The sequence below is a fragment of the Aeromonas sp. PI_26 genome, assembly GCF_027854445.1.
GTDB lineage: Bacteria > Pseudomonadota > Gammaproteobacteria > Enterobacterales > Aeromonadaceae > Aeromonas > Aeromonas veronii.
Map to the genome: position 1 here is coordinate 103,294 of NZ_JAJNOE010000003.1, position 15,207 is coordinate 118,500.

Annotated in this window: 11 protein-coding genes; 10 read left to right on the top strand and 1 reads right to left on the bottom strand. The window is 61.5% G+C overall.

Translation table 11 applies throughout. The features are described from left to right. Nucleotides 1-12: 12 nt before the first annotated feature. From ssnA to xdhC, 9 genes are all read left to right on the top strand, one after another. Nucleotides 13-1,341 carry a putative aminohydrolase SsnA gene (gene ssnA / locus LRL22_RS05270; RefSeq protein ID WP_270904878.1) on the top strand — a complete coding sequence of 443 codons (1,329 nt, stop codon included), beginning with the start codon at nt 13-15 and terminating at the stop codon, nt 1,339-1,341. A gap of 80 nt (nt 1,342-1,421) precedes the next feature. Continuing rightward, nucleotides 1,422-2,198: a molybdopterin-dependent oxidoreductase FAD-binding subunit gene (gene ygfM / locus LRL22_RS05275; RefSeq protein WP_201908206.1), complete on the top strand. Its 777-nt coding sequence runs from the start codon at nt 1,422-1,424 to the stop codon at nt 2,196-2,198. Then, a complete protein-coding gene (locus LRL22_RS05280) occupies nt 2,195-5,092 on the top strand; it encodes a molybdopterin-dependent oxidoreductase Mo/Fe-S-binding subunit (protein ID WP_270904879.1) in 2,898 nt (965 codons plus the stop codon). The genes ygfM and LRL22_RS05280 overlap by 4 nt, the downstream gene beginning before the upstream one ends. Nucleotides 5,093-5,187: 95 nt before the next feature. Next, entirely contained in the window at nt 5,188-6,705 is a 1,518-nt protein-coding gene (locus LRL22_RS05285; RefSeq protein ID WP_270904963.1) for a nucleobase:cation symporter-2 family protein, read from the top strand. 38 nt (nt 6,706-6,743) lie between these two features. Then, nucleotides 6,744-8,060 (top strand): guanine deaminase, encoded by a 1,317-nt coding sequence (gene guaD / locus LRL22_RS05290; protein WP_270904880.1) that lies wholly within the window; start codon nt 6,744-6,746, stop codon nt 8,058-8,060. A gap of 397 nt (nt 8,061-8,457) precedes the next feature. After that, on the top strand, nt 8,458-9,759 hold the full coding sequence (locus LRL22_RS05295) for an NCS2 family permease (protein WP_197724816.1): 1,302 nt from the start codon (nt 8,458-8,460) through the stop codon (nt 9,757-9,759). A gap of 375 nt (nt 9,760-10,134) precedes the next feature. Further along, entirely contained in the window at nt 10,135-12,453 is a 2,319-nt protein-coding gene (gene xdhA / locus LRL22_RS05300) for a xanthine dehydrogenase molybdenum-binding subunit XdhA (RefSeq protein ID WP_270904881.1), read from the top strand. Beyond that, a complete protein-coding gene (xdhB, locus tag LRL22_RS05305; RefSeq protein ID WP_270904882.1) occupies nt 12,446-13,324 on the top strand; it encodes a xanthine dehydrogenase FAD-binding subunit XdhB in 879 nt (292 codons plus the stop codon). Before xdhA ends, xdhB begins: the two co-directional genes overlap by 8 nt. Continuing rightward, nucleotides 13,321-13,806: a xanthine dehydrogenase iron sulfur-binding subunit XdhC gene (xdhC, locus tag LRL22_RS05310; protein ID WP_270904883.1), complete on the top strand. Its 486-nt coding sequence runs from the start codon at nt 13,321-13,323 to the stop codon at nt 13,804-13,806. The genes xdhB and xdhC overlap by 4 nt, the downstream gene beginning before the upstream one ends. Before the next feature lie 117 nt (nt 13,807-13,923). Here xdhC and LRL22_RS05315 read toward each other — a convergent pair whose 3' ends face one another. Next, entirely contained in the window at nt 13,924-14,463 is a 540-nt protein-coding gene (locus LRL22_RS05315) for a glycine zipper 2TM domain-containing protein (protein ID WP_270904884.1), read from the bottom strand. A 502-nt stretch (nt 14,464-14,965) separates the two neighbouring features. Between LRL22_RS05315 and LRL22_RS05320 the strand changes: the two genes are divergently transcribed. Next, nucleotides 14,966-15,154: a hypothetical protein gene (locus tag LRL22_RS05320; protein WP_005345660.1), complete on the top strand. Its 189-nt coding sequence runs from the start codon at nt 14,966-14,968 to the stop codon at nt 15,152-15,154. The last annotated feature ends 53 nt before the right edge of the window (nt 15,155-15,207 follow it).

The following is a 15,207-nucleotide window of genomic DNA, read 5'->3' on the forward strand; positions in this document are numbered from 1 at the left end:
AAGGAGCACACCATGTTTATTCTGAAGAACGTCACCGCCGTCCAGCTGGAGCCGACCCGGGTGCTGGAAGGGGTGGATATCGCCATCGAAGGCACCCTTATCAAAGCGGTGGGGCCCAATCTGCGGGCCCTCTACCCGGAGGCCAACTATCGGGAGATGGGCGGCAAGCTGGTGATGCCGGGCATCGTCTGTGCCCATAACCACTTCTACTCCGGCCTGTCGCGGGGGATCATGGCCAATATCGCCCCCTGCCCGGACTTTATCTCCACCCTGAAAAACCTCTGGTGGCGGCTCGATCGGGCGCTCGATGAGGAGTCGCTCTACTACAGCGGTCTCATCTGCTCGCTGGAGGCGATCAAGAGCGGCTGCAGCGCGGTGATCGACCACCACGCCTCGCCCAACTTCATCAAGGGCTCCCTGAATGTGCTGCGCAAAGGGTTTGTGGAAGCGGGTCTGCGCGGCATGACCTGCTTCGAAACCACGGATCGCAATAGCGGTCTCGCCGAGCTGCAGGCCGGGGTAGAGGAGAACATCCTGTTCGCCCAACAGATCGATGCGGCCAAGGCCAAGGGGAATGAACCCTATCTGGTGGAGGCCCATATCGGTGCCCACGCCCCCTTCACCGTACCTGACGAGGGGCTGACCATGCTGCGCGAAGCGGTGCAGGTCACAGGTCGCGGTCTCCATATCCATGTGGCGGAAGACCGCTACGACATGGCCCACGGCCACCACCACTATGGCAAGGAGCCCATCGCCCGGCTGGACGAGTTTGGCCTTATCGACAGCAAGTCGCTTGTCGCCCACGGCATCTACCTGAGCCCGGCCGACATCGAGCTGCTCAACAGCCGCGATGCCTTCCTGGTGCATAACGCCCGCTCCAACATGAACAACCATGTGGGCTACAACATGCACCTGCCTGAATATCGCAATCTGGCGCTTGGCACCGATGGTATCGGCTCCGACATGCTCGAAGAGCTCAAGTTTGCCTACTTCAAGCACAAGGATGCCGGCGGAGCGCTCTGGCCCGACAGCTTTGCCCGCTTCCTCTGGAATGGCAACACCCTGCTGGAGCGCAACTTCGGCGCCAAATTTGGCCGCCTGGAGCCAGGTTACAAGGCCGACCTCACACTCTTCGACTACGCCGCACCGACTCCGCTGGCGCCGCGCAACCTCGGTGGCCATCTCGCCTTCGGTATGGGCTCATCCTCGGTCAACAGCGTGATGGTAGAGGGTCGCATGGTCTATCAGGATCGCGAGTTCGCCTTTGACGTCGAGCCCATTTATCAACAGGCCAGCAAGGTGGCGAGCCGCCTGTGGCAACGGATGGATCAGCTGGCCTGAGGCCACCCTCCGCACGTTTGGACTGGATTGCCCGCCCTGTGGATTTGCCCGGCGGCGGGCTGCAAGAGTAAGGACGACACATGATTGAGCAATTCTTCCGACCCGAGCAACTGGGTCAGGCTTTGGAACTCAAGGCCCGCTTTGGCAACGACGCCGTCTACATGGGGGGCGGCAGCAAACTCAACGCAGCCCCGACCCGCACCGACAAGAAGGTCGCAATCTCGCTGGACAAGCTCGGACTTGGCCAGATTGAGCAGCAGCATGGTCAACTCCATATCGGCGCCACCGTCACCCTGCAAGCCCTCAAAGATGACCCCCGTACCCCGGCCGCCCTGTGCGAGGCGCTGGGGTTTGTCTACTCCCGCCATGTGCGCAATCAGGCCACCCTTGGCGGCGAAATTGCCTGCCAGCAGCAGGACTCCCCGCTGTTGCCGGTACTGCTGGTCCTCGAAGCCGTGGTAGTGCTGGAGAACAACCAGCTGCAACCCATCGACGCCTATCTGGCCGGCCAGCGCAAGGAGCTGGTGTTGGGGGTGGTGCTGCCGGAGCCCGCGCTGCGCTGCGCCACTCGCCGCATCAGCCGCAATGCCGACGGTCTGGCGGTAATGACCGCCGCCGTGGCCCTCGATGCCCTTGGCGAGATGCGGGTCGCCGTTGCTGGCGTTACGCCGCAGCCGATGCGCCTGCGTGATGTGGAGCGCCGCGATCTGCACGATGCCGCGCTGGAGGCGGCCGTGAGCGAGCTGGTTGCTCCGCGCGAGGATCTCGGCGGCAGCGTGACTTACAAGCGCTATATCAGCGGGGTAGTGGTGGCGGATCTGCTGGTCGAGTGCCAGCAGCAGGAGGTGCAAGCATGATGGAACTCAACTTTACCCTGAACGGTGCCCTGCGCACCGTCATCACCCCGGCTGGCGAGAATGCCCAGCGGGTGCTGTTCAACCAGTGCCGGATGCACTCGGTGCGCAACAGCGACGACGGCTTTGGCTTTGCCGGCTCCGACGCCATTCTCTTCAACGGCAAGGTGATCAACGCCTCCTTGCTGATCGCCGCACAACTGGATGGGGCGCAGGTGCGCACCGCCGAGTCGCTGGGCAGCTGGAACCAGCTCAGTCTGGTACAGCAGGCGATGGTAGATGTGGGCGTGGTGCAGTCCGGCTACAACGATCCGGCTGCAGCGCTCATCGTCACCGACCTGCTTGATCGCCATCCCAACCCCACCCGTGATCAAATCGACGACGCGCTCTCGGGTCTCTTTCACCGCGATGGCGGCTACCAGCAGTTCTATCAGGCTATCGAGCTGGCCAGTTCACGGATGAAGGATCCCGATTACCTGTGCCAGATCGCCCCCGAGTTTCGCGATGATTTGCGCCATATCGGCAAGAGCTGCCCGAAAGTGGACGCCGCCAAGATGGTGCAGGCCAAGCCCTGTTATGTGGAGGATCGGGTTACTGAAGATGCGTTGATCATCAAGATGCTGCGCAGCCCCCATCCCCATGCGGTGATCACCAAACTCGACGTGAGCCGCGCCGAGGCGCTGCCGGGCGTCGTGCATGTCATCACCCACCTCAACTGCCCGGATGTGTTTTACACCCCGGGTGGTCAGAGTGCTCCCGAGCCGTCACCGCTCGATCGCCGCATGTTCAGCCGCAAGGTGCGTCACGTAGGTGATCGTGTTGCCGCTGTGGTGGCCGAGAGCGAAGCCATCGCATTGGCGGCCCTCAAACTCATCGAGGTCGAGTATCAGGTTCTGCCTGCGGTCATGACTATCGATGAGGCGATGGCCCCCAATGCTCCTCTCGTGCACGACGAGCCCATTGTCTACATGGCCGGTGCCCCTGCGGATCTGGAGCAGCAGAACGCCTGCTCGGTACGCCGTGGCGACGAGCACATGATCATCAACTTCCCCATTGGTTCCCGCCCGCACGAGAACCTGGCCGCCAGCGTCCATGGCCAGATCGGTGATGTGGCCAAAGGGTTTGCCGAGGCGGATGAGATTGTCGAGCGCACCTACGAATCGACCCAGGCCCAGCAGTGCCCGACCGAGCCGCACATCTGCTTCACCTACATGGATGGCGACCGTCTGGTTATTCACGCATCTACCCAGGTGCCCTGGCACGTGCGCCGTCAGGTGGCGCGTATCGTCGGCCTCAAGCAGCATCAGGTGCACGTGATCAAGGAGCGGGTAGGGGGCGGCTTTGGCTCCAAGCAGGATATCCTGCTGGAAGAGGTGTGCGCCTGGGCGACCAAGGTCACCGGCCGTCCCGTCACCTTCCGCTACACCCGTGAAGAGGAGTTCATCAGCAACACCTCCCGCCACGTGGCCAAGGTGAAGGTGAAAGTGGGGGCCAAGAAAGATGGCACCATCACCGCTATCGAGATGGATTTTCGTGCCAACACCGGCCCTTACGGCAACCACTCATTGACGGTGCCGAGCAACGGCCCGGCGCTCTCCCTGCCGCTCTATCCGTGCGACAACGTGCGCTTTACCGTCAACACCTACTACAGCAACATCTGCCCGACCGGTGCCTATCAGGGCTACGGCGCGCCCAAAGGCAACTTCGCGCTGACCATGGCGATTGCGGAACTTGCCGAGAAACTGGGCATCGATCAACTCGACATGGTGGAGCACAACCGGGTGCATGAAGGGGACATCCTCAAGGTGCTGGGGGCCATCGGCGAGGGCAAGATGCCAACTTCTGTGCCCCACGCCGCCAGTTGCGCCCTCGAACCCATCCTCAAGCAGGGACGCGAGCTGATTGCCTGGGATAGCCCCAAACCCGCTTACGGGGATTGGCGCATCGGTCGTGGCGTCGCCATCATCATGCAAAAATCGGGGATCCCGGATATCGATCAGGCCAACTGCATGGTCAAGCTGGAATCTGACGGCACCTTTATCGTCCACTCCGGTGGCGCCGATATCGGCACCGGCCTCGATACCGTGGTGGCCAAGCTGACCGCCGAGGTGCTCGGTTGCCCGCTCAGCGATGTGCATGTCATATCCGGCGACACCGACCATGCGCTATTCGACAAGGGGGCCTACGCCTCGTCCGGTACCTGCTTCTCCGGCAATGCGGCCAAGATGGCGGCCGAGAACCTCAAGGCGAAGATCCTGTTCCACGGCGCCGCCATGCTGGGCGAGCCGGTCGAAGACGTAGAGCTGGTTCACCCGGGCATGGTACGCGGCAAGCAGGGGGAGGTGAGCCTCGCCAAGCTGGCCCACAAGGCCGAGACAGGTACCGGCTTCGGCATTCTGGTGGGCACTGCCAGCTACATCACTTCGGAGCTTGCCTTCCCGTATGGGGCCAACTTCGCCGAGGTGGCGGTCAACGTCAGAACCGGCGAGATCCGCCTCGACAAGTTCTACGCCCTGCTCGACTGCGGCACCCCCATCAACCCGGAGCTGGCGCTCGGCCAGATCTACGGGGCGACCATGCGGGCCATCGGCCACACCATGACCGAGGAGATCTGCTACGACAGCAAGGGCATCCCGCTCACCCGGGATCTCAAGAGCTATGGCGCGCCCAAGATTGGCGACATTCCCCGCGATTTTCGGGCCTTCCTGGTACCGAGTGACGACAAGGTCGGCCCTTACGGCGCCAAGTCCATCTCGGAGATCGGGGTCAACGGCGCGGCGCCCGCCATCGCCACCGCCATCCATGACGCCTGCGGTGTCTGGTTGCGCAAGTGGCACTTCACGCCGGAGCAGATCCTGCGCGAACTGGGCAAGCTGGAGCAAAAAGTGTCGGTATAACAAAAGAAAAGGTGAGGGGCGGGCGCCAGCTCGCCCCCAGCGCCTGACGGCGGAATGAGTACTCCGCCTACATTCTGTGTGATGGGACAAACATGATGTCTAAAACAACACGCAAGCACTCGGATCTCATTTACGAGCTGGAAGACAAACCTCCGTTTTATCAAACCCTGATGGGAGCAGTGACCCATCTGCTGGCTATTTTTGTCCCCATGGTGACCCCGGCGCTGATCGTCGGCGGCGCCCTGGGCCTCTCTACCGAGATCACCGCCTATCTGGTCTCCATGGCGATGATCGCCTCCGGTATCGGCACCTGGCTGCAGGTGAACCGTTATGGCCCCATCGGTTCGGGGCTGCTCTCCATCCAGTCGGTCAACTTCTCCTTCGTCACCGTGATGATCGCCCTGGGCGGCGCCATGAAAAAAGATGGCATCCATGAGGAGCTGATTGTCTCGACCCTGCTCGGGGTCTCCTTTGTCGGCGCCTTTCTGGTGATGGGCTCCTCCTTCGTGCTGCCCTACCTCAAGCGGGTGATCACCCCGACCGTGAGCGGTGTAGTGGTACTGATGATTGGCCTGAGCCTTATCAAGGTGGGGATCATCGACTTTGGCGGCGGCTTCTCCGCCATGAGCAGCGGCACCTTCGGCAAATACGAGAACATCGGGTTGGGGCTGCTGGTGCTCTGCGTCATCGTCGCCTTCAACTGCAGCCGAAGTCCGCTGCTGCGGATGAGCGGCATTGCCATCGGCCTGATGATGGGCTATGCGGTGGCCCTGATGCTCGGCATGGTGGATTTCTCCGCCCTTGAGAACCTGCCGCTTATTACGGTACCGATCCCGTTCAAGTACGGTTTCTCTTTCGATTTTCACGCCTTTATGTTGGCGGGCACCATCTATCTGTTGAGCGTGCTGGAGGCGGTGGGAGACATCACCGCCACCGCCATGGTCTCCCACCGGGATATTCAGGGGCCTGAATTTCAAAAACGGCTCTCCGGCGGTGTGCTGGCGGATGGGTTGGTCTCGGTCATTGCCTCGGCCCTCGGCTCCCTGCCACTCACCACCTTTGCCCAGAACAACGGCGTTATCCAGATGACCGGGGTGGCCTCACGCCATGTGGGCAAGTTTATTGCCGTCATTTTGGTGCTGCTGGGGCTCTTCCCGGTGGTGGGGCGCTTCTTTACCACCATACCGTCACCTGTGATGGGGGGCGCCATGGTCATCATGTTCTCCATGATCGCCATCGCTGGTGGCCGCATCATCATCAGCCACGGCTTCGATCGGCGGGAGACCCTGATTGTCGCCACCTCCCTGGGTCTGGGGCTTGGTGTCTCCTATGACCCGAACGTCTTCAAGGTGCTGCCGGCGGGTATCTACATGCTGGTGGAGAACCCCATCTGCGCCGGTGGTATCACCGCCATCATCATGAATCTGGTGTTGCCGCAAAGCCGCAAACGCAAGGCGGCCATCAAGGATGTCGAGGCGGTGGAGGTGATCCAGCTGAGCGACAAACCGGACGTGACCTTCACGGCCCGTCCTGTCAGTACCGCGAACCGCCGCGATGAAGAGGCGCTGGCCGATGCCAAACCGGTCGCCGCCGTCCAGATCGAACGGATTTGATGGTCACAACAGAACAATAAAAAGTAGGGGAACGAGGTATGAAATACGACAACTCCGTCAAAGCCGTGCGCGGCAGCTTCTTCGACATCACCCGGGTGGTGGATCAGCCCGAGGAGATTGAGTCCAACGCCCGTCTTATCGAGGATGGTCTGCTGATCATTCGCAACGGCTGCATCGACTGGTTCGGTGAGTGGGAGGAGGGGAAAGATCGCATTCCGGCCGAGGTGCGGGTGCGCGATTATCGCGGCAAGATGATAGTGCCGGGCTTTGTCGACACCCACATTCACTATCCCCAGAGCGAGATGGTGGGGGCCTATGGCGAGCAACTGCTGGAGTGGCTCAACCGCCACACCTTCCCGGCCGAGCGGCGCTACAACGATCTCGAGTATGCCCGCGAGATGTCCACCTTCTTTATCAAGCAGTTGCTGCGTAACGGCACTACCACGGCGCTGGTGTTCGGCACCGTTCACCCCGAGTCAGTGGATGCCCTGTTCGAGGCGGCCAGCCGTATCAATATGCGGATGATCGCGGGCAAGGTGATGATGGATCGCAATGCCCCCGATTATCTGCTCGATACCGCCGAGAGCAGCTATGTGCAGAGCAAGCAGCTTATCGATCGCTGGCACGGCAACGGTCGACTGCTCTATGCCATCACACCACGATTTGCACCCACCTCGACACCCGAGCAGCTGGCGATGGCGCGGAGACTGCGCGAAGAGTTTCCCACCACCTATCTGCACACCCATCTGTGCGAGAACAAGGACGAGATCGCCTGGGTCAAATCCCTCTTCCCGGCGCACAAGGGTTATCTCGATGTCTATCACCAGCACGGCCTCACCGGCCACAACTGCGTGTTTGCCCACTGCGTCCATCTGGAAGAGCAGGAGTGGGATTGTCTGAAAGAGACCAACTCCACTATCGCGTTTTGTCCCACCTCCAACCTCTATCTCGGCAGCGGCCTCTTCAAGCTGCACAAGGCGTGGCGCAAGCAGGTGAAAGTGGGGATGGGCACCGACATCGGCGCCGGTACCACCTTCAACATGCTGCAGACCCTCAACGAGGCCTACAAGGTGATGCAGTTGCAGGGTGAGCGGCTCTCGGCCTATCAGGCCTTCTATCTGGCGACCCTGGGCGGCGCACATTCGCTCGGGCTGGATGAGAAGATCGGCAGCTTTGCGGTGGGCAAGGAGGCGGACTTCGTGGTGCTCGACCCGGTCGCCACCCCGCTGCAGCAGCTGCGTTATGACAACTCCACCACCTTGCGGGACAAGCTCTTTGTGCTGTTGACCCTGGGGGATGACAGATCCATTTATCGCACCTACGTGGATGGCCAGCTGGTGCATGAACGGGGGTAGGGGCTGGAGTGGGCTGCCGCGGCGCAGCCCCAACGAATACGGCGGCTGGCGTGCCCCACAGGGGCGCCAGTCTTGCCGCACGACAGGGGATCTCCCCGCATAGAACGTGAAATGGCCCGGTTTTTTTGACCAGCAAGGCAAACGTTTGAGTCAAGGCTGCCTGCCCTGGTCTGTCTGTCGCATCCTCTGCCACCATCGCCTGTTTCTCATCAGACTGGCGCTCGGCAGACCCGCAGATCCTGTCGCCATTTCGTCATGAAACATTCAGGCGCGTGTGAAGGAGTTGGGTATGACCCAAGCAAACAGCAGGATAAACAGCGTGGAACAGCTGGCCAATAATGACGCCAGCCAGAGCGCAGCAAAGCAACAGCCGCTCACGGCTCTTGATCGCTACTTTATGATCAGCGAGCGGGGCAGCAACGTCAGACAGGAGGTGCTGGCGGGCCTCACCACCTTCCTAGCCATGGTCTACTCGGTGATCGTGGTGCCGAGCATGCTCGGCAAGGCGGGCTTTCCTCCCGGCGCCGTGTTTGTCGCCACCTGTCTGGTGGCGGGGTTCGGTTCGCTCTTGATGGGGCTCTGGGCCAAGCTGCCGATGGCTATCGGTTGCGCTATTTCCCTCACGGCGTTTACTGCATTCAGTCTGGTGCTGGGGCAGCAGATCCCCATTCCGGTGGCGTTGGGGGCCGTCTTCCTGATGGGGGTGCTGTTTACCGCCATCTCGGTGACCGGGGTGCGTAGCTGGATCCTCGACAACCTGCCGATGGGGATTGCCCACGGTACCGGCATCGGGATCGGTCTCTTCCTGCTGCTTATCGCCGCCAACGGGGTGGGGCTGGTGATCAAGAACCCGCTGGAGGGGTTACCGGTGGCGCTGGGGGCCTTTACCTCTATGCCGGTCATCATGTCCCTGATCGGCCTTGCGGTGATCTTCGGGCTGGAGAAGCTGAGAGTACCGGGGGGGATCCTGCTGGTGATCATCGCCATCTCCATCTTCGGCCTTATCTTCGATCCGGCGGTCAAGTATCAGGGGCTGTTCGCCCTGCCGAGCCTCTCGGACGCGCAGGGTCAGTCCCTGATCTTCAGTCTGGATATCATGGGGGCGCTCTCGCCGCTGGTGTTGCCCAGCGTGCTGGCACTGGTGATGACCGCAGTGTTTGATGCCACCGGCACCATCCGCGCCGTGGCTGGGCAGGCCAATCTGCTCGATAAGGATGGTCACATCATCAACAGCGGCAAGGCACTCAGTGCCGACTCGGTCAGCAGCATTTTCTCCAGTCTGGTGGGGGCGGCCCCCGCTGCCGTCTATATCGAATCGGCGGCGGGCACGGCGGCGGGAGGCAAAACCGGCCTGACCGCTACCGTGGTCGGCGGCCTGTTCCTGCTGATGCTGTTCCTCTCGCCGCTCTCCTATCTGGTGCCCGCCTATGCCACCGCACCAGCCCTGATGTATGTAGGGCTCTTGATGCTGAGCAACGTCACCAAGCTCGATTTCGATGACTTTGTCGGGGCCATGTCCGGGCTGGTGTGCGCCGTCTTTATCGTGCTCACCTGCAACATTGTCACCGGCATCATGCTTGGCTTCAGCTCGCTGGTGATCGGCCGCATCTGCTCGAAGGAGTGGCACAAGCTCAACGTTGGCACCGTGGTCATCGCCCTGGCACTGGTGCTCTTTTATGCTGGGGGGTGGGCTATTTAGGGATAACCCGCCCGTTTGGGGTCGCACTGGCGGCCCCATTTTTATGCCTGTTTTTTTTAGCCCGCCCACGCAGGCATCACGCCTAGGCCGTCTCCGAAGTTGGGGGGGCATCGCGATACCATTTTGATAAATCCCCCTACCAGATTGATAGGCTCCCACCCTTGCTCTCCTCTCTCTGCCGCTTTTTTCACCGCTGATGTGCCCCGTTTGCTCAGGGGCTGCCCCTGGCTTGTCGCTTCGGGCAAACAAAAGCGGGCTAGATGGGATCCCCTTCACACTTCTCCCCATTGTCCTGACGATGGCGGGAAACAGGCGCATATCTTGCTGTTTTTTATGCCGGTTCCAGATTTTTCCCTTCGAAAAAAGGACTTGCATATGTCCATAGGATTACCGCTCAAGCGGGTGGATGCCGAGGCCAAGGTGACCGGCAGCGCCCGCTATACCGATGACAACATCATGCTCGGGATGCGCCACGCCAAGTACGTGCGAAGCAATATTGCCCACGGCAAGGTGCTTGCCATCGATGCGACCGAGGCGCTGGCCCTGCACGGGGTCGAAGCCGTGTTTACCCACGAGGATGTGCCCACCACCTGTTTTCGCACCGCCGGTCACGCCTGGTCTCTCGATGAGGCGAAACGGGATGTGAAAGACCGCCGTCTGCTCACCGATCATGTGCGCCACTTCGGCGATGGGGTCGCCATAGTCGTGGCGCGCGATCCGCTGGTCGCCGAAAAAGCGGCCGCGCTGGTCAAGGTGACTTACGAGCCGCTGCCGGTGATGACGGATGCCGAAAGTGCGCTGGCCGAGGGTGCCTATCCCATTCACCCGAGCGGCAATCTGCTGCGCCAAAGCCAGCTTCGCGCCAATGACCCGGAGCAGGCCATTGCGGCGGCCGATCTGCAGTTTCAGGGGCACTACCGGACCCCGGTGGTGCAGCACTGCCATCTGGAGACGGTGACCTGCTACGCCTATATGGATCAGCCGGACCACATCATCGTGGTCAGCAGTACCCAGATCCCCCAGATAGTGCGCAGCCGGGTGGCCAAATCTCTCGGCCTGCCCTGGTCGAGCGTGCGGGTGATCAAACCCTATATGGGCGGCGGCTTTGGCAACAAGCAGGATGTGCTGGAAGAGCCGATGGCGGCGTTTCTGAGCTACAAGCTTGGCGGTGTGCCGGTCAAGGTGACCCTGAGCCGGGAAGAGTGCTTTTTTGCCTCCCGCACCCGCCACGGCTTTGCCATCGACGGCAAGATGGGTCTCAACCGCGACGGCACCCTCAAGGGCTATCAGCTCGACGTGCTCTCCAACACCGGCGGCTATGCCTCCCATGGCCACTCCATCGCCAGCGCCGGTGGCAACAAGATCAGCTACCTCTATCCGCGCAGCGCCTTCGGTTATGACGCCAAGACCTTCTACAGCAACCTGCCCACCGCCGGTGCAATGCGCGGTTACGGCGCGCCCCAGGCGATTTTTGCCCTCGAGTGCATGCTGGACGATGCCTGCGCCGAGTTGGGTCTGGATCCGCTCGAAGTACGCATCGCCAACGTGGCGCGCGAGGGGGATGTCAATCAGGTCAACCAGAAGACCATCTACAGCGCCGGGTTGCCGGACTGCCTGCTGCGTGGTCGCGAGATGTTCGAGTGGGATCGGCTCAAGGCCGAGTGCTTGGGGCAGGATCCTGCGAGTCGGGTGCGCCGTGGCATCGGGGTGGCCTGTTTCAGCTACGGCTCCAACACCTATCCGGTGGGGGTCGAAATTGCCGGCGCCCGCATGCTGCTCAATCAGGATGGCACCGTCAATCTGCAGATCGGCGCCACCGAGATAGGGCAGGGGTCGGACACCGTCTTTGCCCAGATGGCGGCCCAGACGTTGGGCATTCCGTTTGAGCAGATCCGGGTCATCTCGACTCAGGATACCGACATTACTGCCTATGATCCTGGCTCGTTCGCCTCGCGTCAGAGCTATGTGGCGGCCCCCGCCATCCATCAGGCGGCGCTGCAGTTGCGGGCCCGCATTTTGTCGCTGGCGGCCCAACTCTGCCATCAGGATGTAGGATCGCTGACCCTGATCGACGGCTACGTGGTGCTGGCCGGTGCGCCGGACAAGGTGCTGATCAGCGTCGCCGAGGTGTCGGTCAACGCCTACTACCACCTCACCATCGGTGGCCAGATCACCTCCGAGGTCTCCCACAAGACCACCACCAACCCGCCCAGTTTCGGCTGTACCTTTGTCGATCTCAGCGTCGATATCGATCTCTGCAAGGTGACCATCAATCGCATCATCAACCTGCACGATGCGGGCAAGATCCTCAACCCGCAGCTGGCGGAGGGACAGGTGCACGGCGGCATGGGGATGGGGATCGGCTGGTCCCTGTTCGAGGAGATGATCATCGACGCCAAGAGCGGCGTGGTGCGCAACCCCAACCTGCTCGACTACAAGTTTCCCACCATGCTGGATTTGCCAGAGCTTGAGTGCGACTTCGTGCAGACCTACGAGCCCCAGTCGGTCTATGGCCACAAATCCCTGGGGGAACCGCCCATCATCTCGCCGGGCCCTGCTATTCGTAACGCCATTCGCATGGCGACCGGGGTGGCCATCAACGAGCTGCCCATCACCCCCAAAACCCTGTTTCGGGAGTTTGTCGCGGCGGGTCTGATTGGCGAGGGAGCAGGGGAGGAGCAACACCATGTTTGATATTGCCCGTTACTACAAGGCGCACAGTGTGGCCGAGGCGGTCGCCCTGCGTCAGGCTGACCCCGAGGCGCGCCTTCTGGCCGGTGGCACCGATGTGATGATCCAGCTGCATCACCTCAACGCCGCCTATCGCCATATCGTCGATATTCACGACTTGCCCGAGCTCAAAGGGGTGAGCGAGCTGCCTGATGGGTCGATCCGTATCGGCTCCGGCACCACCTTTACCGAGCTGATTGAAAACGAGCTGGTGCAGCGCCGCCTGCCGATGCTGGCCGAGGCGGCCGCCACCATCGCCGGCCCGCAGATCCGCAACGTCGCCACCTATGGCGGCAATATTTGCAACGGCGCCACCAGTGCTGACTCGGCGGCGCCGACCGTCGCGCTCGAGGCCGAGCTTGAGATTGCTGGCCCTAACGGTACGCGCCGCATACCCATCGCCGGTTTTCACACCGGTCCCGGCAAGGTGGCGCTGCAACCGGCGGAAATTCTGGTGGCATTCCACTTTGCGACGGATTCTCACCCCCATGTGGGCTCCCACTACTTCAAATACGCCATGCGCGATGCCATGGATATCGCCACCATCGGCTGCGCCGCCTACTGTCAGATTGAGAATGGTCACTTCAAGAGTCTGCGGCTGGCCTATGGGGTAGCGGCCCCGACACCGGTGCGCACCCCTCACGCGGAAGCTGCGGCCGAAGGGCAACCGCTGACTCGCGCCACACTGGCAGCGATTGCCGAGGCGGTGGTGGCCGATGTGGCGCCACGATCCTCCTGGCGGGCAGAGAAGGAGTTTCGCCTGCACCTTATCAAAACCCTGGCGCAGCGGGTGGTCGCCTGCGCAGTCGAACGTGCCGGAGGCAAGATCCTATGATGCAACCGCAAAGCTGTCCCGCAGTGGAGATCCAGTGCGAGATCAACGGCAAGCCTTACTCCTATGCAGTGCCGCCCACCATGTCGCTGCTCCACTTTCTGCGCGGGCAGGGGTTTATCAGCGTGAAAGAGGGGTGCAGTGTCGGTGAGTGCGGCGCCTGTACCGTGCGGGTGGATGGCACCGCTATCGACAGCTGCCTCTATCTGGCGGTCTGGGCCGATGGCAAATCCATTCGTACCGTGGAGGGGGAACGCAAAGGTAACGAGCTCTCTGATGTGCAGCAGGCCTTTATCGACGAGGGGGCGGTGCAGTGCGGTTTTTGCACCCCAGGCCTCGTGATGGCGAGCGCCGCCCTGCTCGACAAGACCGAGCGCCGTCCGCTGACCGATGCGGAGATCCGCCGCGGGCTATCGGGCAACCTCTGCCGCTGTACCGGGTATCAGAACGTGGTACGGGCGGTGAAGAAGTGCTGCAAAGGGTGATAGTTCGGGTGCCGTGAGTGGTGCGTGCCGTTGTTTGAAAAAAGGAAATCAAGCCGCCCAAAAACACAGGCCCGCCTCGAAAGAGGCGGGCCTGCTGCTGAGTGGGGTCTGGAGACATCACACTTTTGGCTGGTCGATCACCAATTTGCCTTCCTTGACCGGAATGGTGGCACCGGGGGCTTGCTTCATGCGGATCACCCCCTCCTGACCTGCGAGGCGATAGGTCACGTCATAACCAATGGTGTTGACGCTCGTATCCTGCACGGTCTTGCAGCGCTGCTCGGTGGTGGTGTAGGTATCGCCCGCCTGCATATTGCCCTGCACCTGATTACCGGCATAGCCACCCGCGACCGCCCCGGCGGCGGTAGCCACCTTCTTGCCGCTGCCGCCGCCAAACTGGTGGCCGACCACGCCACCCAGCGCCGCGCCCACCACGGTACCGAGGATCTTGTGCTCATCCTGTACCGGCTTGCGGTGGGTCACGGTGACGTTGCGACACTCCTGTCGGGGAGTCTTGATGCTCTCGGTGATCGGCTTGCTGGCGATCACCTCGGCAAAGGTGGGTTGGGGTGTAAAGAGGGAGCCGCTGGCCGCCGCCGAGAGTGCCAGGGCCGAGGCGATGCCAATACCGATACCTGTCATCATGGATCTGTTCATTTTATGGTTCTCCTGCATACCCATACGGGCTGTTCCAATCTGGCGCCATCTTGTCATAACCGGTTGGCCGGACAAGGCGAGGGGGATGGGTCTGCGACAGGCGCTGGCAAGGTCAAAAAACAGCCACCATGAAAAAGTGTCTGACTTTGGCGACAACGGACTAAAAGTGACCAGTTTCCGGCGCATGGCGGGCTTTGCCAGTGTGATAAGGAGCAATTCGAGTCGCAATTTGCAAGGCGGGCGGTGAGCAGAATGCCAGAGTGGCAAAGTGCTGACGGGGGCAGGTCAGGGGAGAGGTTTTGAACGGCGTGCTGTTCTTTGAGATGGCCACGCAAGTGGTTGATAAATGGCTCCAGCCCCATCGGATGTTGGCCGATAAGAGATCACGGCAAGCATTTTGCTTTGATTGGGTGAAGCAGAGGGTGAACGGGTCGGCAGACAACTGCGTAAGGCCTGAAATGAAGACGTTCGCCCGAGATCACCGGATCAACGAGGGGGAGATATGTCAATGTTACCCAGCTGGATCACCCCGGCCATCCAGGCCAACATCATCACGGTGCAGCAGGCCGAACGTCTGCTCTCATCCCTCTACCGGCCCCTGGCCGAGCAGGGAGAGGAGCTTCCTGCCGATATCGCCGACATCAGCCTCAAGCTCTACTGCTTCCGCCAGCAGGGGCGGGTGCGCCACTAAGGCTGACAAAAGAACACCCCGTGCCAGGCTCGGGGTGTTGTCACTCATATATC